Origin of the sequence: Kitasatospora sp. NPDC051914 (assembly GCF_040680995.1) — a bacterium.
In the GTDB taxonomy this organism is placed as follows: Bacteria; Actinomycetota; Actinomycetes; order Streptomycetales; family Streptomycetaceae; genus Kitasatospora.
Genome location: NZ_JBFAXX010000024.1, coordinates 30,122 through 49,783, shown reverse-complemented (window position 1 = coordinate 49,783; position 19,662 = coordinate 30,122). Strand labels below are relative to the sequence as shown.

The window sequence follows — 19,662 nt, the reverse complement described above, 5'->3', positions numbered from 1 at the left end:
CGTGCGCTCCAAGGCGTCCCCCCGCGGCGTGATCGCCCTCGGCTGAACCGGGAAATTCGCCCGAACGGATGCGTGACCTTTGGGCGCCGGCGTCGTCCGCTACGGTGCGTACCGGAATCCGCGCACCCGAGGTGCGCCCGGAAGCGACATCGGAAAGGGCCGCTCATGACCGACGACACCCCGCAGACCCCCGACGCCGAGGTCGTCGAGCTCGCCGGCCGGCTCTTCGACGCCGCCCGCGCGGGCGACGCCGCCATGCTCGCCGCCTACCTCGACGCCGGAGCACCCGCCGACCTCTCCAACGAGCGCGGCGACAGCCTGCTGATGCTCGCCGCCTACCACGGCCACACCGCCGTCGTGCAGACCCTGCTGCAGCACGGCGCGGAGGCCGACCGCGCCAACGACCGCGGCCAGACGCCGCTCGCCGGTGCCGTCTTCAAGGGCTACGACGAGGTGGTCGCCGCCCTCCTCGACGGCGGTGCCGACCCGGCCGCCGGCACCCCCTCCGCCCTCGACACCGCCCGCATGTTCGGCAAGGACGCACTGGTCGCCCGGTTCGAGGGCCGCTGATCGCAAGCCCCGGGCTTGTCCGGCGTCGCGCGCGCGACGGGCACGGTCGGGCAAGCCCTAGGCTTGGTGCCCATGTCGAACACGTCGAACGCCCCGGCCGCCTCGGTCCTGGAGATCCGCACCACCGGCTACGGCCACCCGGACGCCGCCAAGCTCGCCGCCGAGGTCCAGCAGGAGTACGTCCGCCGCTACGGGGACATCGACCAGACGTCCATGCACGAGGACCACTTCGACCCGCCGTACGGCCTCTTCGTCGTCGGCTACCTGGACGGCGACCCGGTCGCCTGCGGCGGCTGGCGCGCCAAGGAGGGCAACGGCGACGGGCTGCTCGAAGGCGACGCCGAACTCAAGCGGATGTACGTCGTCGAGCGGGCCCGCGGGCGCGGCCTCGCCCGCGTCCTGCTGCGCCACCTGGAGGGCACGGCCCGGGAGGCGGGCCGTACCCGGTTCGTCCTGGAGACCGGCACCGAGCAGCCGGAGGCGATCGCCCTCTACCGCTCGGAGGGCTACCTGCCGATCACCAAGTTCGGCTACTACAAGGACTCCGAGCAGAGCGTCTGCATGGGAAAGCCGCTCGACGGCTGACCCGGCGCTGACGGATCATCGGCGGATGGACCGGATCACCGACCTGTCGACCGCAGCCGTCACCGGCCTGGCTGCCGAACTCGCCGCCGTGGACGGTGTCGTGGGCGTCTGCCTCGGCGGCAGCCGCGCCCGCGGCACCCACCGGCCGGACTCCGACCACGACCTGGGCCTCTACTACCGCGGCCCGCTGGACACCGGTGCACTGCGCACCCTGGCGGCCGAAGTGGCCGACCGACCGGTCGAGGTCACCGAGCCCGGCGGCTGGGGGCCGTGGGTGGACGGCGGGGCCTGGCTGACCGTCGGCGGCGCCCGGGTCGACTGGATCTACCGGGACGTCGACCGGGTGCGCCGTTGCTGGGACGAGGCGCGGGCCGGGCGGTACGAGACCGGCATCCAGGCGGGGCACCCGCTGGGCTTCGCCTCCCACGCCTACCCCGGTGAGCTGGCGCTCGGACGGGTGCTGGCCGACCCCACCGGCGAACTGTCCCGGCTCCGGGCCGAGACCGCCGCCTACCCGCCGGCGCTCGGCGAGGCGCTGGTGGCGGCCGCCCGCTGGGAAGCGCCGTTCACCCTCGCCAACGCGGCGAAGGCTCCGCACGACACCACCTACGTGCACGGCTGCCTGTTCCGGGTGGTCGGGCTGCTCGCCCAGGCGCTGCACGGCCGGGCCGGGTGCTGGCTGATCAACGAGAAGGGCGCGGTCGACGCGGCCGGGCGGCTGCCCGGGGCGCCCGAGCGCTTCGCAGAACGGGCGCACGGCCTGTTCCGTACGGACGCCCGGGCCGCCCTGGCCCTGGCGGCGGAGCTGACCGGCGAAGCGCTCGGGACCGGCTGACTCCCTGCCGCGCGGACGCCGACTATTTGAACCAGTAGCGGACGCCGCCGTGGCCCGAGCAGGTCCCGGAGAAGTTCGCCGAGTAGGAGGGCGTGCCGTCCTTGCACTCGGCCATCTGCGAGGAGGAGATCGGCCTCAGCCCGGCGTCCCAGCCGCAGGCCCCGGTCGTGTGGCGGGCGCAGTGGCCGGCCGCGGTGGTGGGTGCGGCCGCGGGCCGACTCGTGGTCCTGGCGGGAGCGGCCGTGGTGCGGGCCGGCGCGGGGGAGGGGGCTTCGGTGCTGCTCTGTACGGCCGACGGCGTGGGTGCCGGCTCCGCGGAGGCGGTGGCCGTGGGTGTCGGGGAGGTGGCGGCCGCGGTGGAGGCCGCCCGGGCCGGCGGGGGAGCGGCGGTGGCCGCCGGGTCGCATGCGGCGCTGAACAGGGCGAGGGCGAGGAGGCCGGCTGCGGGCAGCAGTCTTCGGCCGCCGAAGGAGAGTGTCACGGCCGGCCAAGCTACGCCGGACCGCTCCCACGGCGGACGGATTTTCCGATGTTCCGACCGGAATGGCTATGGGGGTGTATGCCCCATGAGCGCGTCCACAATGCAACATCTTGCCGAAACTTGCTGCAACACTCTTGAAATGGAATCCGTTCGCAGGCAGGCTCTACCCCGCCGGGGCCGGCCAGCGGGGGGCGGACCCACGCCAGGAAGTGAGCACGACGAGCCGGTGACGACGTTCCAGATTCTCGGCAGAGTCCGCCTGCAGCCCGACCACGGGCCGGGTGCGCACCTCGACGTCAAGGGGGCCAAGGCACGCGCCCTGCTGGTGACCCTGCTGCTGCGGGCCGGCACCACCGTCACCCTCGACCGGCTGGCCGAAGCCCTCTGGGACCAGGAACCGCCCCGCTCCGCCGTCGCCAACATCCGCACCCACGCCAGCCGGCTGAGGCAGTCGCTCGACCCGCAGACCCCGCTGCTCGGCACCGAGGGCGGGTACGAGCTCCACGCGGACGCCGACCGGTGCGACCACCTGCGCTTCCTCGACCGGGCCGGTGCCGGGCGGGCCGCCCTGGAAGCCGGGGACCCGGACCGCGCCGCCGCCTGCCTCGCCGCCGCCCTCGCCCTGTGGCAGGGCGACGAGGCCGCCGTCGGCGTCCCGCGCAACGGGCCCCTCGAAGCCTGGCTCGGCCACCTCGACGAGGAGCGGATGCGCGCCGTCGAGGACTTCGCCGACGCCCAACTGCAGCTCGCGGAACCGCGCTCCGCCCTCCGCGACCTCGCCGGCCTGCTCGCCGCCGCCCCGCTGCGCAGCCGGGCGTGGGAGCTGCGGATGCGGGCCCACCATCGGCTCGGCGAGTTCGACGGCCTCACCGCGGCGTACCGGGCCGCCGAGGCCGTCCACCGCCGCGAGCTGGGCACCGGCCCCGGCGTACGGCTCGACGCGCTCTACCACCGGCTGGTCACCAGCGTCCCCGTCCCGGTGGGCTGACCGCACGCCCCGGACGGGGGGCGCGCCCCTGAGCGGTTGCCCCGACCATCAAAGGCAGTGCTCCACCACACGGCCGTCGGCGAGTTCCACCACCCGGTCGGCGAGTCCCATCAGCGCCGGGTCATGGGTGGCGACCAGGACGGTGACGCCCTCGCTGCGGACCACCGCGCGCAGCAGCTCCATGATGGAGCGGCCGGTCTCCGAATCCAGCCGGCCGGTCGGCTCGTCCGCGATCACCAGGGCCGGCTCGTTCGCCAACGCCCGTGCGATCGCGACGCGTTGCTGCTGTCCGCCGGAGAGCTCGGCCGGCCGCTGGTCCGCGTGGTCCGCCAGCCCGACCAGTGCCAGCAGCAGGCGGACCCGCTCGTCCCGCTCCTTCGCCGGCATCCGGCGCAACCGCATCGGCACACCGACGTTCTCGGCCGCGGTCAGCACCGGGATCAGGCCGAAGGACTGGAAGACGAACCCGATCCGGTCGCGGCGCAGCGCCAGCCGGCCCTCCTCGTCCAGCCCGGCCAGGTCGGTGCCGTCCAGGGTGATCCGGCCGGCGGTGGGCGCGTCCAGCCCGCCGAGCAGGTTCAACAGGGTGGTCTTGCCCGACCCGGATCTGCCCTTGAGCGCCGTGAGTTCGCCGCGGCGGACCTCGAAGGAGACCCCGCGCAGCGCGTGCACGGCCTGCGGGCCGCTGCCGAAGCTCCGCCGGACGTCCTCGGCCGAGACCATCACATCCGTCACCGCGACTCCTCCTCCGGTCCGTCCGCCACCGGCCAGACGCCGATGTGGTCCTCCTCCAACTCCAGACGCACCCGGCGGGAGAGCCGCAGCGCCCGGGTGAACTCCGCGGGCAGCTGGAGCCGCCCGGCCCGGTCGAGCACGGCGTACTCCACACCCGGGCGGCCCTCCTGCCGGCGCAGCACCTCGGTGGAGGTGCGGCCGTTGCGGATGCGCACCGTACGGGACACCTGCTCCGCCACCATCGCGTCGTGGGTGACGATCACCACGGTGACCCCCAACTCCTCGTTGGCGGACCGCAGGGCGGCGAAAACCTCCTCGCCGGTGGCGCTGTCCAGCTCGCCGGTCGGCTCGTCCGCCAGCAACAGCGACGGCGCATTGGCGTTGGCGACCGCGATCGCCACCCGCTGCTGCTCGCCGCCGGAGAGCTCCCCGGGCCGCCGGCCGAGCTTGCCGCCGAGCCCCAGCAGACCGAGCAACTCCTCGGCACGGGCCTGCCGTTGCGCACGCGGCAGGCCCGCGTAGCGCATCGGCAGCACGACGTTCTCGACCGCCGTCAGATAGGGCAGGAGGTTGCGCGCGGTCTGCTGCCAGACGAACCCGACGGTGCGGCGCCGGTACTCGAGGCGTTCGCGCCGCCGCATCGACAGCAGGTCCCGGCCCGCCACGGAGGCGCTGCCCGCGGTCGGCACGTCCAGCCCGGCGAGGATGGACAGCAGCGTCGACTTGCCGGAGCCGGAGGCGCCGACCAGCGCCAGCAACTCGCCGTCCGCCACGGTGAGATCGAGGCCCTGGAGCGCCTGCACCTCGACGCCCTCGCTGCGGAAGATCCGCACCAGGTTCTCGCACACCACCATCCCCTCCTCCCGTTCGGGGCGCCGGGCGGCCGCCGCGCGCAGCCGCTCCAGCGAAGGTGCCTCCGACATCGCACTCACCGGGCCTCCCCCAGTCTCAACACGGCCGCCGGCCGGCGCCGCCGGCCGACCACGGTCTCCAGCACCGCGACCGCCAGCACCATCACAACGAGCCCCGATCCGAGCGCGGCGGTGAGCGCCCAGTCGACGGACGGCCCGGACCCGCCGGGCGCGCCGGTCAGGTCCGCCAGGTCCAGGGCGGGGCCCAGCGCCGCCGGAAGCAGCAGCCCGAGCGCCGTCCCGCCGACGCCGGCCGCGACCACCAGCGGCAGCAGCTCCAGCAGTTGGAGCCCGGCCGCGGCCCGGCTGCCCATGCCGAGGGTACGCAGGCAGGCCACCGTCCGGGCCCGTTCCCGCGCGCTCATCAGCAGGTCCACGGCCACCACCAGCAGCGCGACGAGCAGGGCGGCGACGCCGCAGACCAGCGAGGCGCCGTCCAGGGCGCGCACCAGGCCGTCGCCGCCCAGCCGCACCGACTCCGCCGCCCGGCTGCGGACCTGCAGGCGCAGCACCTCGCCGGGCGCACCCGCGGCCGCCGAGGCCCGGTACGCGTCGCCCGCGGTCCGGCGGAGCCGCTCGGCGTCCGGCAGCGCCGCGGCCCGGCCGGTGCGGAGCAGGACTGCGGTGCGCACAGTGGGGCCGTCCGGCCGCGGGCCTGCGGCGGCCACCAGCAGCGGCCCGCCGGAGGGGAGTTCGCCCAGCACCGGCCCGAGCACCGGGTCCTGCCGGGCGGCGGGCGGCAGGATGCCCGCGATCCGCAGCCGGAGCACGGTGCGGCCCGCCTCGACGACCTCCAGTTCGCCGTCCGGGACTTCGCGGTCCGCCAGCACCCCGACGGTCGGCACGGCATCCGCGTCCCCGGAGGACCCGAGCCCCGCCGACCGCATCGCACGGCCGAGCCGCGAACCCGGCACGGCGGCGAGCAGCCCCGCCGGGTCGACCCGGACGACCGCCGCGGAGTGCAGCAGTTCGCCGTCGGAGGCCAGCAGGTCCCGGGCCGCCCCGGTCACCGCGACCGTGCCCGCGACCCCCGGCAGCTGCGCCAGGTCCTTCGCCGCGGAGTCCAGGCCGGCGGGCCCGAGCACCACCGCGTCCGCGCCGGTGCGCCAGGCCGCGGCCCGCTCCCGGCCGCTTCGTACCGAGTCGGAGACCAGCCCGCCCAGCACGGCCCCGGACAGCGCCAGCACCAGGACCAGCACCGCCGCCCCGGCCGCGGGCGCCTCCCGCCCGGCCCGGGCGAACGCCACCAGCGGTACCGCCCCGGTCCGCCGCCGCGCCCACCGGCCGAGCAGCCGCACCGGCACCGGGTACACCCACAGCAGCACCGTCACCGCGGCCGCCCCCAGCATGCCCGGGAGCAGGAACAGCTGGGGGTCGGAGGCATCGACGGAGTTCCCGCGCAGCCGCAGCGACAGCACCCCGGCCGCGGCCACCAGCAGGACCGTCGCGTCCCGGACCAGGCGCCGCGCCGACGGCGTGCGCGGCCCGCGGCCGGACGCACCCCGCCTCGGCTCGCGGTACCGGGCCCAGACCGTGCCCGGCGGCGCACACCACACCAGCAGCACCGCCGCCCCGGCCGCCGCCAGGACGGCCCGGCCCGGCGCCCCGGTCGGGCCGGCCCCGCCGACCGCCGCGGCAGCCGTGCACCAGCCGGCGACGGCCCCGGCGAGCACCGCCGGGGCGCAGGCCAGCAGCCGCCGGCCGGCCAGCCCGGCCAGGCCCGCCCCGCGGGCGCGCCGCAGTTCGAGCTCGTCCGCCTCGCGGCGCACGGCGAGCCGGGCGCCCGCGAGGGCGCCGATCACCGCGACGGTCATCAGCCCCGCCAGGGCGAACGAACGCAGGGCCTGCGTCCGCGCGCTGCGCCGTTCGAAGGCCGACACCACGGCGGACAGCCGCTCGGTCACCTGCGGCGGCGACACCCGGCGCAGGTCGAGCTTGCACGGCAGGGTGGCCAGCGTCCGGTCGCCGCACACGCCGACGGCCGCACCCTGGACGAACGCGGTCGCCTCGCGCCCGAGTTCGCCCGCCCGGCCGGCCGCTCCCGCATCGCCGTCGCCGTCCACCCGGACGCGGTAGCCGAGGGTCAGGGCCAGCCCCGACGGGCCGGCCGTGCCGCGAGCCTCGATCGCCTCGATGCCGGCCGCGCCGACCAGGAACTCGACGGCGGTGCGCCGCCCCTGGGTGGTGTCGCTCACCAACGGCCGGGCCAGCGAGGGGAACTGCTGCCACAGGTCGGCGGTCTCCGCGACCGGCTCGAAGACGCCCACGACCACCGCCTCGGTGTCCAGCCCGGGCCCGCGGAGCGTGACGCGCCGGCCGGGGGCCAGCCCGAGGGCGTCCGCGTTGGGCCCGGACAGGGCGACCTCGACGGGGCTCGGCGCCGGATCGCCCGCCGGGGTGCCCGGTGCCCGCCCGGCCGTCCAGCGCACCTCCCGGCCGGCGTCCTGCGCGTAGACGAGCTGGCCGGTCGGCACGGTGCCGGACGGCTGCCGGACGGCGGGACCGCCGACGGGAACGGGCCCGGTCTCGATCCGCGCGACCGGCGCGCCGAGCACCGCCACGAGCCGCGGGCCCGCCCCGCGCGCCATCCCCTCGGCCAGCCGGCCGAGGTCCTGCTCCAGGCTGCCGAACTTCGGCGCCACCGACGACCCGTCGTCGGCCGCCGGCGGCCGCAGCCCGGACCTGACCGCGACCAGCGGCCCGTCCGACCCGGCCTGCTCCACCTCCTGGGCGAGCGCCCGCGTCGCCAGGCGGTCGTACGACGGCTCCCAGGCCGCCGCGAACGCCGCCAGCACCGCCACCAGCACGAACTGCAGCGCGTACAGCGGCAGTCGGCGCGATACGGCCCGCGGCCACCGACCGGCGATCATCCGTCCTCCCCTGCCCTCAGCGCCCGCGCCAGGTCGACGCGGGCGAACCGCAGTGCCAGCACCGACGAGCCGACACCCACCAGCACGCCCGTGGCCAGTGCGGCGGCCGCGGTCGCCGCCCATCCCGGGCTCGTCCGCAGCGCCGGGAACACCGCCCCGGCGGCGCCGTCCACCACGACCAGCGGCAGCAGCACGGCCGCCGCCGCCACACCCAGCACCGAGCCGAGCAGCACCGACAGACCCGTCAGGGCGAGCGTCTCCAGGCGCAGCACCGCGGCCAGCCGCCCCGGCGCGACACCGATCGCCCGCAGCACCGCGAACTCCAGGCTGCGCGAACGGGCTTCGGCCGCCCCCTGCACGGTCGCACCGGCGAGCGCGAACACCGGCGCCAGCAGCAGGCACAGCCACAGCGCACGGCGCAGCCCGGCCTGGTAGGGATCGGCGGCCAGCGCCCCGGCCTCGTCCCGCAGACTCCGGACGGTGCCCAGGTCCGGCCGCCCGCGCAGCGCCGCCTGCGCTGCCTGCCCGCCGTCCGGCCCGGCCGCTAGCCACCAGCGGGCCTCCGGCGCGGGCTGCGCCCCGCCGAGCATCCGCTGGGCGGCGAACGCCCGGGAGTCGGCCAGCACCGCCGGCCGCTCCCGCGGAAGGCCGGGGACGGCCGCGATCCGTCCGACGACCACGGCACGCACCACCGGGTCGGTGCCGGAGGCGAGCAGCAGCGCGGAGCCCTCCCGCAGCCCGGTGGCGAGCAGCGCGTCGTTCGCCAGCACCGGCAGCGGCGGTGCGTCGGGGCCGGCGGTGACCGTGTACGCCACCTCGGGGGCACGGCCGTCGCTCATCCCGTTCGGCTGCTGGGTGCGCAGCACGGCCTGCAGCAGCGCGCCGGGCCGCTCCGCGACGGTGCACGGGCCGGCCAGGTCGTCACTGGTGTCGGGGATGCGGGCCGCGGTGTTGCTCGCGGGGTGCCCGGGGCAGCCGATGTTCTCCGGGCGGCCCGCGCCGGGAGCGGTGGCCGTCCAACTGCTGCCGGCGGGCACCGCGAGGTCGTGCCGGGCGGCTGCACCGACGGCGGTGAGCCGTGCCACGTCCAGCGTGAGGCTGCGCCGCCCGGGCAGTTCCACCGCGGGCTGCACGGCGATGCGGGCGACCCGCACCGGCCGGTCCGCGGTGACCGCGGCGGAGAGGCCGAGCTGCAGGGTCCGCCGGGTGCCGTCGGCGGGCAGCACGGCGGTGAGCGTGCGGGCGAGCCCGTCCGCGTCCTCGACCAGCAGGGCGAGCCGCACCGCGTCGGCGGGCAGCGGACCGTCCGCGGCCAGGCTCACCGACAGCTCCAGCCCGGTCGTCCCCTCGGGAACGGGCAGGCCGTACTCGGGCGTGCCGCCCCGCAGCAGCGGCAGCAGTGCGGCGAGCGGCCGGTCGGCGAGGTCCGCCCGCAGGGCGGGCAGCGCCGCGCCCGCCGGCGAGAGGGTCTGCTGCGCGGTGCCGGTGTTGACCGCCACCGTCTGCACCGGCAGGTTGCCGATGTCGGTGCGGGCCTCGACCACCGGCGTCACCGCGCGGACGCCGGGCAGCGCCGCCAGGGCGGCGAAGCGCCGGTCCGACGGGAGGTCCCCGCCGCCGACGGCGAGGTCGGCGCCGACGACCACGGCGGCCCGGTCGCGGTAGCTCGGCCCCAGCGAGGCGAGGGCCGTGGCGGAGAACGAACAGACGGCCAGCGCCAGCACCGAGAGCAGCATCGAGGCCGCCGGGCCGCCCGGCCGGCGGCTGATCCGCCAGCTGCCGAGCGGCAGCACCAGACCGGTGCTGCGGGCCGCCAGCCGCTCGGCCAGCCGCATCAGCGGCGGCAGCAGTCGGAGCAGCAGCAGGGCGCCGGCGGCGAGCACGGCGGCCGGGGTGAGGACCAGCACCGGGTCGGCCCAGGTACCGAACCCGACCCGGTCCGGATCGGCCACCGGCCCGCCGTAGTGCCGCAGTTGGAGGTAGCCGAGCACGGCCGCCAGCAGCAGCGCCAGGTCCACCCCGGCCTGCTGGGCGGCCGTCCGGCGGGCCGAACGGCGGCGCACCGCACCGCCTTGCGCACCGGACAGGGCGAGCCGGGCCACCGGCAGCAGCACGGCGGCGCCGTGCACCAGCAGCATCACGCCGACCGCGGCCACCGAACCGGCGGAGACGCCCGCGCCGGCCATCACCAGCGGCGCCACCAGCACGGCCCCGGCGAACGCGGCCGGCAGCGCGACCGCCGACCACTCGGCCGCCGCCGTGAGCAGCAGCCGCCCGCCGCCCGCGCCCCGGGCCAGCCGGAGCACCGTCTCGGACGCCCTGCTGTCACTCAGCTGACGAGCCGTCAGGGCGAGGGTCAGGGCGGCGAGCACGGTCAGCAGGGTGACCGGAACGTACAGCGAGGAACGGGCCGCGAGCATCGGCAGCGCGGTGTCCGCCAGCAACTCCGGCAGCGCCGTGCGGACGGTCGTCCCGCCGACCGGCGGCGGGGCGTCCCGGTACACGGACCGCACCGGGTCGCCCGTGCCGAAAGCGGCCGACCGGGCCCGCAGCCCCGCCAGCCCGGACACCCGCAGCCCGGAGGCATCGGGCACCGCCACCCACTCGGCGAGAGCACCGTCCGCCAGCGCCGGCTCCGAGCCGAACGCCGCCGGGGGGACCAGGGCGGCGACCCGCTCCACGTCCCGGCCCGGCTCGGCCAGGCCCTGCCAGAACGCGCCGCCCTGCGGCAGCATCCGGTACCGGCCGGTGATCCGCAGCGTCACGGTGTGGTTCCGGGAGCTGGTCAGCACCAGCGCATCGCCCGGACGGACGCCCAACCGCTGCGCCAGCTCGTCCGGCAGCGCCGCCGCCACCTCCCCGCCGCTCCCGCCGGCCGGCCAGGCACCCGCGGTCAGCTGCGCATGGCGGCCCGGGTCCGCGACACCCACCGGCAGCAGCACCGAACCGGCGGGCAGGGCCGGCTGCCCGGCAGGCCGGGCCGTGGTCAGCGGCGCGCCCGTCCGCGCGGCGGTCTCCACCCGGTACGGGACACCCGCCAGCACCCGCCGGAACGCCGCCCGCACCGAGCGGTCGGCCGCCGCCTGCGCGCCGGCCGTACCCAGCTCGCTCTGCACGGCCACCGACAGCCGCCGGTCGCCCGCCAACTGGCGCCGCACACCGTCGGTCACGGCACGGCCGGACAGCGCGGCCATCACCGTCACCGCCGCCGCGGCCACCAGCACCGCGAGCGCCGCCGAGACCAGCGGCAGCGCATGGTGGCCGATCCCGCGGGCCACCGCACGGTGGGCCCGCAGCCCCGATCGGTCCTGCACGGACGTCCTCCTCGCGCCACTGCGCCTGCCGATGCCAACGTGAAAACGACCTGCCGGGCGAAGCGCCCGCGCGGACGGCGGCGGCCCGCAGGCCACCACCGTCCGCGCACCCGGGCGCCGCGCCCCATGTGCCGGTTGGTCTCAGCAGCAGCTGCCGGTGTTCTCCCAGCCGGTGCAGAAGCTGTTGTCCCAGCACTTGTTCTGCTGGAGGCGCAGGTTGCGGACACCGCAGCCGGACGAGCTGACGCAGCGGGTCTGGTACCACCAGGTGGCGTCCGCCGCGATCTTCGGCGCGAAACGGGCGGCCACGGCATCCGCGAACTGCTGGAGCTTGCTCATCACGTACTCCTCACTCCCACCGACTGCCGAGTGCAGCCGGACAGCCGTGGACGCTAACCGCCCCGCATACAGCGCACCTCCCGCCCGCACAGTACGCACCGTGTATCTCCCTTTCCTACGCTGCGACTTCGCCGCCCGTGGAGAGGACTTCCGATGTACTACGCAGCGGTCGCCTGCCGCGTCCTGCTCGCCCTGGTGTTCGCGGCCTCAGCCGTCTCCAAGGCGCGCAGCCGCAGCGCCTTCTCCGCGTTCGAGGCCGCGCTGCGCGCCATGCGGCTGGTGCCGTCCGGACACCTCCGCCGCACCGCCCGGCTCGTCGTCGCGGCGGAGGCCGCACTGCCCGTGCTGCTGGCCGTGCCCGCGACCGTGACGGCCGGACTGCTGCTGGCCACCGCGCTGCTCGCCGGCTTCACCGCGTCGATCGCGGTCACCCTGCGCCGGGGCGCCGTCGTCCCCTGCCCCTGCTTCGGGGCCGCCGCCGCACCGCTCGGCATCCGCCACCTGGTGCGCAACACCCTGCTGGCGGCCGCCGCGCTGACCGCCCTGGCCGCCGCCCACCGGCCACCCCCGGACGGTGGCGCACAGGCCGCGGCCCTGCTCCTCGCGGTCGGCGCCGGCGCCCTGGCCGCCACCGCGGCCGCCACGCTCGACGACCTCGCCGCCCTCTTCGCCCCCTCCCGCTAGGAGCTCCGCCATGCCCGTGCTGATCTCGGCCGTCGTCCTGCTTGGCGCACTCGGCCTGTTCAACCTCGTGCTCTCCTTCGGGATCGTCCGGCGGCTCAACGCCCAGGGCGCATCGCAGCCGCCCGCCCACGACGGGCTCTCGGACGCGGCCAGCATCGGCGCGGTCGCCGGCCCCTTCTCGGTCACCGCCGTCGACGGCTCGACCGTCTCCCGGGACACCCTCGCCACGCCTGCCCTGGTCGGCTTCTTCGCGCCCGGCTGCCCGCCCTGTGCCGAGCTGCTGCCCGAGTTCACCGGCCGGCTCGCCGAGGCCGGACCGCCGACCGGCGACGTGCTGGCCGTGGTCACCCCGGGTGCCGGTCAGCAGGAGTACATCGACGCCCTCGCCGGGGTCGCCACCGTCGTCACCGGTGACCACGCCCAGCAGGTGGTGGCCGCCCTCGGCGTCAGCGGCTTCCCGGTCGTCGCCCGGCTCGACACCGACGGGACGCTCCACGTGCTCCACCGCGACCTGCGGGAGATGGCCCGGCCGGTGCCGGCGTGAGGCGGCACCTCGCCGCACTCGGCGCCGTCCTCCGTCTCGCCGTACGGACCGCACCCGCGGCGCTGCTCGGCTGCCTGCTGACCGCCGCGGCAGTCGCCGCCCTGCCCGTCGCGGTCGCCTGGCTGATGAAGACCGTGCTGGACGGCCTCGCCGCCCCACATCCCACCAGTCTCCTGCTGCCGGTCGCCGGCCTCACCGTCGCCGGCACCGCCGCCGCCGTCCTGCCGCACGTCGAACAGCTGATGCGCGGCGAACTCTCCCGGCGGATCGCCGTCGAGGCCCAGGACCGCCTCTACGCGGCCGTCAACTCCTCGGTGGGGCTCGGCCGTTTCGAGGACCCGGCGCTGCTCGACCGGCTCCGCCTCGCCCAGCAGTGCGGCCAGGAGGCACCGCCGCAGATCGTGATGGGCGCGGTCGGCGTGCTCCGGACGGCCCTCACCACCGCCGGGTTCATCGCCTCCCTCGCCGCGATCTCCCCGCCGCTCGCCCTGCTCGTCCTGCTCGCCTCCGCACCCGCGCTCGCCACCGAGTTCCGGCTCTCCCGCGCCTGGGTCGGCACCGCCCTGCGCATCACCCCGTACGAGCGGCGGGAGATGTTCTACGGGCAGCTGCTCGGCGACGTGCAGGCCGCCAAGGAACTGCGGCTGTTCGGCCTCGGCACCCACTTCCGCACCAGGATGCGCGCCGACCGCGCCGTGGTCGACACCGCCAACCGCCGCATGGAACAGCGCGCCGCCCTCCTGCAGGGCGCGCCCGCACTGGTGTCCGCCGCGGTGGCCGCCGCCGGACTGGTCTGGGCCGTCCGCGCCGCGGCCCGCGGCGAACTCTCCGTCGGCGACGTCTCGGTGTTCGTCGCGGCGGTCGCCGCCGTCCAGGGCGGCATCGGCACCGCCGCCGCCCTGGCCGCCCTCGCCCAGCAGAAACTCGCGCTCTTCGGACGGTACTTGGACGTCCTCGCCGACCCCGTCGACCTGCCCACCCTCGAACCCGCCCGCCAGGCCCCGCCGCTGCAGCACGGCATCGAACTGCGCGACGTCTGGTTCCGCTACTCCGACCAGCACGACTGGGTGCTGCGCGGGGTCGACCTGACCATCCCGGCCGGCCGCTCGCTCGCCCTCGTCGGCGACAACGGCGCCGGCAAGAGCACCCTGGTCAAACTCCTCCTGCGGTTCTACGACCCCACCCGCGGCACCGTGCTCTGGGACGGCACCGACATCCGCCACTTCGACCCGGACGAACTGCGCGCCCGGATCAGCGCCGTGTTCCAGGACTTCATGCGCTACGACCTCACTGCCGCCGAGAACATCGCCCTCGGCGACATCAGCGCCACCGGCCCCGGCCCCGTCCGGCAGGCGGCCGCCGAGGCCGGCGCCGACCGCCTCCTGCAGGCCCTCCCGCACGGCTACGACACCATGCTCAGCCGCTCCTTCCTCCAGGACCCGGACAACCCCGAGGAAGGCGTCGAACTGTCCGGCGGACAGTGGCAGCGGGTCGCCCTCGCCCGCGCCATGATGCGCCGGCAGCCCGACCTGCTGATCCTCGACGAGCCCACCGCCGGCCTCGACCCCGCCGCCGAGCACGAGGTCCAGCAACTGCTGCGCCGCCACCGGCACGGCCGCACCGGCCTGCTGATCTCGCACCGCCTCGGCACCGCCCGCGAGGCCGACCTGATCGCCGTCCTGCGCAACGGCACCGTCGCCGAACACGGCACCCACGCCGAACTGATCGCCGCCGACGGCAGGTACGCCACGCTCTTCCGCCAGCAGGCCGAGGGATACACCGACAGCGAGGCCACCGCACCCGACCCCGCCCCCGCCCCTGCAGGGAGTGCACGATGACCGCCGCCCTCCTCGCCCTCGCGGCACTGCTGCTCCTCGCCGCCGGCTGCCTGGCGGCCGTACGGCGCCGCCTGGTGATCACCGTCGAGGGGGTGAGCATGCAGCCCACCCTGCGCGCCGGCGACGTGCTGATCGGCCGGCGGACCGGTCTCCGGGCGCTGCGGGTCGGCGGGCTGGTGATCCTGGAACGCCCCGACCCGTCCGGACACTGGCCCCCACCCGGCACCGGCCGGCCGCGCCGCTGGATGGTGAAGCGGGTCGCGGCCCTGCCCGGCGACCCGATGCCCGCCGCCCTGACGGCCTTCGCCGCCACCCCGGTCGTCCCGCCGGCCACCGTCGTGGTGCTCGGAGACAACCGCTCCGCCAGCATCGACTCCCGGACCCTCGGCCCCGTCCCCGCCGACCGCATCCTCGGCATCGCCCTGCGCCGCCACCGCCCGGGCCCGGCCGCCCGCCCGCTGACCCCACCGGCGGGGGCGGCTCGGATCAGCGTGCGCCAGTAGTACCGGGACTGGACGCGGACCGCGCCGACCTGCGCAAGTCGGCCCATATATGGCCAGGTGGCAGAAAATCGGACAGGCCTCTGACCCGGACGGTCCCGGGGTGACCCGATCGAATGTGCCCCCGAGTGTGCCCTCTGGAAGGACCGGGCAGGCGATACGGCCCGGCACATCGGTCAGCGGGCGGCGGCCGGCTACCGTGCACCAGTGGTCGTGCAGGTGATCGATCCCGCCCGGCCGACGTGGATCCTACGATCGAAGGCCGGCCCAGCTGTAGTGCAGCTGGTGGATGCTGACGTCGCCTGCCGGCAGGGCGTTTCAAAGTCCCGGGGATCATGTGAGTCTGCAGGCTGCGGCTGTGTGAGGAGTCCAGGCCGACCCGTCACGAACGCAACGAAGCTCCGGTTGAACGGGGTGACCTTTCCAAGTCGCCTCGAACCGCCGGCGATCTCCGGAATGACAGCCCAAGGGCGTCAGCTTCGATGCGGGTCAGACCCGGCGGAGGACCACGGCACCATCATCACTGCTTCGATGTGCCGTCGGTCCGCCACCGTCTGCCTGATCAAGTCGCCCGTTCGTGGCGGTGCTGCTGGTCGCCGCCTCGGCGGTGATCGCCGGCGGGCGCTCGTACACGGCCATCGGCAAGTGGTCCGCGAACACTCCGCAGCACACTCTGGCCCGCCTCGGTGCTCGGGTCGCGGGCGCACTCGGCATGCGCATCGCACCGAGCACCGCCACGATCCGGCGGGTCAAGTTGTCCATCAGCGACCACAGGTAGTAACCGCGGACGTCGGCGCCGCCTCGATCGCGTCGGCGATCGCGCCCAGGTGGCCCTCGACGTAGCGGATCCGCTCGGGGTCGTGGACGTTGCCGTCGTCGTCGACCCGGCGGCAGGCGCCTGGTGGTCCGAGCAGGCCATGACCCCGGTGCGCAACGCCAACCCGCCGTTGGCCTTCGCCCCGTTCGCCCGCCCGCGCGGCTGACCGGCAGCCGGGTTCCGCCGGCCGGTGGCCGCCGCCGCTGCCACGGCGGCGGCCACCGGCGCCTTTGGCTCGTACCGCCGGGGTCAGAGGAAGCGCCAGAGGTGGTCGGTCGTGCCGTTGTCGTCCCACAGGACGACCTGGGCGCCCTGGGAGGTGGAGGCGCCGGAGACGCCGAGGACACGGCCGCTGACGGCGGACTGGATGCGGAAGGTGTCGCCGCCGCCGTGCCGCAGGCGCCAGCGGTGGTCGGCGGCGCCGTTGTCGGCCCACTGGACGATCCGGGAGCCGTTGGCCGTGCCGCCGCCCTCCACAGCGAGGACCTTGCCGCTGTTGGAGTTCCTGAGCCGCAGGTGGCCGCCGGTGTCGACCACCGCGGTCCACAGGTGGTCCGCGGTGCCGTTGTCGCCCCACTGGATCGCCAGGGCGCCGTCGGCGGTCGACATGGTCTGCACGCCGAGCAGCAGCCCGCTGCCCACGTTCTGGATGCGCCGGGTGCCGGTCGGGACGAACCACCACCGGCTGGTCGGCGAGCTGCTGTCCGGGACCTGCACGGCGAAGGCGCCCTGGGCGGTGGCGGCGCCGGCGATGCCGAGCAGCTTGCCGCTGTTGGCGTTCCGCAGGGCGTGCGCGCCGTCGGCCGCCTCGACGACGGTCCACCGGTGGTCGGCGGTGCCGTTGTCCGACCACTGGAGCACGGCGGCGCCGTCGGCGGTGGACATGTTCTGCACGCCCAGGACCTTGCCGCTGTTGGCGTTGCGCAGGCGCAGCGCGGTGCCGTCCACCACGGGCGCCCAGTCGTGGTCGGCGGTGCCGCTGTCGCCCCACTGGAGGGCGGGCGCACCGTCCGAGGTGGACATGTCCTTCACGCCGAGCACCAGCCCGCTGCCCGCGTTGAGCAGGCGGAATCCGCTGCTCCTGGTGTTCCAGTAGACGGTGTAGTTGAAGCCCTGCGCGTCGTGGAACGGGCCGAGGCCCACGGACGAGCCGCCCGCGGTCGCGGTGAAGGCCAGGCCCGTGCTACCGGTCCGGGTGATCGACGCCGGGTCGAGGACCGGAAGCGCGGAGAGCGCGGTGGAGCCGTAGTTGCCGCACAGCACGACCGGGCCGTAGGTGACCGCGGCGACGTCCGGGTTGTCGTTGGCGGCCCGCAGCGCGATGCGCATCGGCAGCTTGACGGTCACCGTGTCGCCGGAGGCCCAGGAGCGGGTGACGGTGGCGTAGCTGCCGGGCGTGGTGGCGATGTTCTGCACCGTGCCGTTGACGCTCACGGTGGCACCGGACGTCCAGGCCGGGATGCGGATGCGCATCGACCAGGTGTCGCCGGCGCTGCCGGTGACCTTGAGCGTGGTGGTGTCCTCCGTCGGGTACGCGGTGGTCTGGGTGATCGTCAGGCCGCGCTCGGCCCAGGTGAGGACCGTGGGCACGAAGAGGTTGACGATCAGGGTGGTGCCGTCACGGAAGTAGACGGAGTCCGCCAGTTTGGTGTTGGACTCCATCCCGGTGCCCTGGCAGCACCAGAAGGTGTCGTAGTCGGTGCTCCAGGTGCCGCCGCCCCAGGCCGGGCCCACGCCCCGGCGGCCGCCGGGCTTCAGTGGGGTGAAGTAGGTGACGTGCCCGTGCGGGTCGGCCGGGTTCTGCGCGCCGACGACGTGGTTGAGCAGGGCGCGCTCGTAGAAGTCGAAGTACGCGGCCTGGTGCGGGTCCAGCTGCCAGAGCTCACGGGTGAGTTTGAGCATGTTGTACGAGTTGCAGAGTTCGCAGTTGTCGTTGGTCAGCTGCGAGGCGATCGCGTCCGGAGCGCGGAAGTGCTCGGCCTGGCTGTTCCCGCCGATGGCGTAGGTGTGCCTGCCGGTGCAGATCGTCCAGGCCTGGGTGGCGATGTCGTGGTAGCGCGCGGTCCCGGTGGCCCGGTACTCGCGGACGGCGCCGATCCACTTGGGCACCTGGGTGTTGGCGTGCAGGCCGTTCAGCCGGTCCTGGCCGGCGGCCAGCGGGTCGAACACGGCGGCGTGGTCGAAGCGTTGGGCGACCGTCAGCCAGCGGGCGTCCCCGGTCCGCAGGTGGAGGTCGGCCAGCACCTCGTTCATGCCGCCGAACTCGGTGCCCAGGAGCGCCTGCATCTGGCTCTGGGTGAGCCGTCCGGTGCGCTGGTCGACCCAGCCGGCCATGGCCAGCAGGACGTCCCGGGCCTGGGCGCTGCCCATCAGGCGCCAGACGTCGAGCAGTCCGGCCATGGTCTTGTGGACGCAGTAGTAGGGGACGTTGCCGTTCTTCAGCGAGCCGGCCTCGAGCTGGGCGAAGTCGTTCTCCGGGAAGCCTGAGAGGTAGCCGGCGGAGAACCCCGGGACGGCGTTGTTGGCCTGGCACTTGGCCAGCTCGGCCACCATGTAGGCGGCCTTGTCGCGGCAGACGGTGTCGCCCGTTCCCGCGTAGGCCTGGGCCCAGGCACTGAGGAAGTGCCCCTGCACGTGGGTGCGGAACGGGAACGACGGGCCGTCCCAACCGCCGTTCGCGGCAGCGGCGTTGGTGGACAGCCGGTGGTTCGCGCGGAAGTTGTACAGCAGGCGGTCGACGTCGACGAAGCGCAGGTACGCCAGGGTGCGGTCCTGGTTGTCGCGCAACCGGCCGGCGGTGAGCCGGACCTGGCCGAGGTCGAACGGCTGCGTCGAGGAGCCGGCGGCCTCGGCGGCCGCCGGTGCGAGGCCGAGTCCGACGGCCGGTGCGAGGCCGAGTCCGACGGCCGGTGCGAGGGCTAACACGCCGGTGGTCTTCAGCAGGCTGCGGCGGTTCAGGGGGGTGGACGACACGCGGGATCTGTTCCTTCCGGGTGGGGAGGAGAGCGGCGGGTGAACTGTTAGCGCTAACAAAATGCTGTGCGGAAAGCGGCGTGCCGGAAGGGTGGGCGGCGAGCGGTGGGGGTGGCGTCGAAGGCCGTCGGCCGTGTTCGACAGTGTCACGTTTATAGCCCCGGCGTCTCGGTCGCGTCCAGGGGTGCGACGGAACGGGCGCCCCCGCTCGCCGCCATATTCTGTTAGCGCTAACAAGTGGCCGGTGTCAGCCCAGCGTCCATTGCTGGTTCCTGCCGCCGCTGCAGGTCCACAGCTGGACGGGCGTACCGTCGGCGGTGGCCAAGCCGGTCACGTCCAGGCAGAGCCCCGACTGCACCCCGGTGATGGTGCCGTTCGGGTTGACCTGCCACTGCTGGTTGGCCTGGCCGTTGCAGGACCAGACGATCGCCTTGGTGCCGTTGGTGGTGCCGTGCGCGTTGGCGTCCAGACACAGCGTGCTGCCGCCCACGGTCGCGGTCAGCTGGTTCGACGAGGTGCGGGTCCAGGTCTGGTTCGCACCGCCGTTGCAGGCGAAGATCTGCTGCTGCGTGCCCAGCGCCGTGTTGGCATCGGTCAGGCACTTGCCCGCGTCCACCGCACGCAGCGCGCCGGTCGTACCACCGCCGGAGGACCCCGCGTCCAGGCCCATGAAGTGGA

Annotated in this window: 17 protein-coding genes and 1 pseudogene; 10 read left to right on the top strand and 8 right to left on the bottom strand. The window is 75.5% G+C overall.

The annotated features are described in order from the left end of the window. The first annotated feature begins 165 nt into the window (after positions 1-165). From AB0M03_RS17685 to AB0M03_RS17675, 3 genes are all read left to right on the top strand, one after another. Entirely contained in the window at positions 166-570 is a 405-nt protein-coding gene (locus tag AB0M03_RS17685) for an ankyrin repeat domain-containing protein (RefSeq protein ID WP_363492446.1), read from the top strand. A 72-nt stretch (positions 571-642) separates the two neighbouring features. Next, positions 643-1,155 carry a GNAT family N-acetyltransferase gene (locus tag AB0M03_RS17680; protein ID WP_363492445.1) on the top strand — a complete coding sequence of 171 codons (513 nt, stop codon included), beginning with the start codon at positions 643-645 and terminating at the stop codon, positions 1,153-1,155. 25 nt (positions 1,156-1,180) lie between these two features. Further along, positions 1,181-1,990, top strand: a complete 810-nt coding sequence (locus AB0M03_RS17675) for a nucleotidyltransferase domain-containing protein (protein WP_363492444.1) — start codon at positions 1,181-1,183, stop codon at positions 1,988-1,990. 22 nt (positions 1,991-2,012) lie between these two features. Here the strand turns inward: AB0M03_RS17675 and AB0M03_RS17670 are convergent, their stop codons facing one another. Next, positions 2,013-2,471: a DUF3761 domain-containing protein gene (locus AB0M03_RS17670; RefSeq protein WP_363492443.1), complete on the bottom strand. Its 459-nt coding sequence runs from the start codon at positions 2,469-2,471 to the stop codon at positions 2,013-2,015. A gap of 226 nt (positions 2,472-2,697) precedes the next feature. Here AB0M03_RS17670 and AB0M03_RS17665 point away from each other — a divergent pair, with 226 nt between their 5' ends. Beyond that, positions 2,698-3,459, top strand: coding sequence for a BTAD domain-containing putative transcriptional regulator (locus AB0M03_RS17665; protein ID WP_363492442.1), 762 nt, complete (start codon positions 2,698-2,700; stop codon positions 3,457-3,459). A 48-nt stretch (positions 3,460-3,507) separates the two neighbouring features. Here the strand turns inward: AB0M03_RS17665 and AB0M03_RS17660 are convergent, their stop codons facing one another. The 5 genes from AB0M03_RS17660 to AB0M03_RS17640 form a co-directional block, all read right to left on the bottom strand. Next, positions 3,508-4,182, bottom strand: coding sequence for an ABC transporter ATP-binding protein (locus tag AB0M03_RS17660; RefSeq protein ID WP_363492514.1), 675 nt, complete (start codon positions 4,180-4,182; stop codon positions 3,508-3,510). Between the two features lie 8 nt (positions 4,183-4,190). Continuing rightward, on the bottom strand, positions 4,191-5,048 hold the full coding sequence (locus AB0M03_RS17655) for an ABC transporter ATP-binding protein (RefSeq protein ID WP_363492513.1): 858 nt from the start codon (positions 5,046-5,048) through the stop codon (positions 4,191-4,193). A gap of 74 nt (positions 5,049-5,122) precedes the next feature. After that, entirely contained in the window at positions 5,123-7,975 is a 2,853-nt protein-coding gene (locus AB0M03_RS17650; RefSeq protein WP_363492441.1) for an FtsX-like permease family protein, read from the bottom strand. Beyond that, positions 7,972-11,289, bottom strand: a complete 3,318-nt coding sequence (locus AB0M03_RS17645) for an ABC transporter permease (protein WP_363492440.1) — start codon at positions 11,287-11,289, stop codon at positions 7,972-7,974. Before AB0M03_RS17645 ends, AB0M03_RS17650 begins: the two co-directional genes overlap by 4 nt. 141 nt (positions 11,290-11,430) lie before the next feature. Beyond that, positions 11,431-11,628: a hypothetical protein gene (locus tag AB0M03_RS17640; RefSeq protein ID WP_363492438.1), complete on the bottom strand. Its 198-nt coding sequence runs from the start codon at positions 11,626-11,628 to the stop codon at positions 11,431-11,433. Positions 11,629-11,781: 153 nt separating this feature from the next. On the opposite strand from AB0M03_RS17640, the gene AB0M03_RS17635 reads away from it, so the two are divergent. From AB0M03_RS17635 to AB0M03_RS17610, 6 genes are all read left to right on the top strand, one after another. Beyond that, positions 11,782-12,312, top strand: a complete 531-nt coding sequence (locus tag AB0M03_RS17635; protein ID WP_363492437.1) for a MauE/DoxX family redox-associated membrane protein — start codon at positions 11,782-11,784, stop codon at positions 12,310-12,312. Positions 12,313-12,322: 10 nt separating this feature from the next. Continuing rightward, complete coding sequence (locus AB0M03_RS17630; protein WP_363492436.1) at positions 12,323-12,856, top strand: hypothetical protein; 534 nt, start codon at positions 12,323-12,325, stop codon at positions 12,854-12,856. Next, positions 12,853-14,694, top strand: a complete 1,842-nt coding sequence (locus AB0M03_RS17625; RefSeq protein ID WP_363492435.1) for an ABC transporter ATP-binding protein — start codon at positions 12,853-12,855, stop codon at positions 14,692-14,694. Before AB0M03_RS17630 ends, AB0M03_RS17625 begins: the two co-directional genes overlap by 4 nt. Then, positions 14,691-15,197 (top strand): S26 family signal peptidase, encoded by a 507-nt coding sequence (locus tag AB0M03_RS17620; protein WP_363492434.1) that lies wholly within the window; start codon positions 14,691-14,693, stop codon positions 15,195-15,197. Before AB0M03_RS17625 ends, AB0M03_RS17620 begins: the two co-directional genes overlap by 4 nt. Positions 15,198-15,771: 574 nt before the next feature. Next, entirely contained in the window at positions 15,772-15,972 is a 201-nt protein-coding gene (locus AB0M03_RS17615; RefSeq protein ID WP_363492433.1) for a hypothetical protein, read from the top strand. Positions 15,973-16,054: 82 nt separating this feature from the next. After that, complete coding sequence (locus AB0M03_RS17610; RefSeq protein WP_363492432.1) at positions 16,055-16,177, top strand: hypothetical protein; 123 nt, start codon at positions 16,055-16,057, stop codon at positions 16,175-16,177. Between the two features lie 83 nt (positions 16,178-16,260). On the opposite strand, the gene AB0M03_RS17605 is transcribed toward AB0M03_RS17610, so the two are convergent. Further along, on the bottom strand, positions 16,261-18,984 hold the full coding sequence (locus AB0M03_RS17605) for a beta-L-arabinofuranosidase domain-containing protein (RefSeq protein ID WP_363492431.1): 2,724 nt from the start codon (positions 18,982-18,984) through the stop codon (positions 16,261-16,263). Positions 18,985-19,231: 247 nt separating this feature from the next. Further along, positions 19,232-19,639: pseudogene (locus AB0M03_RS17600) on the bottom strand (RICIN domain-containing protein); the annotation flags it as partial. Positions 19,640-19,662 lie beyond the last annotated feature (23 nt).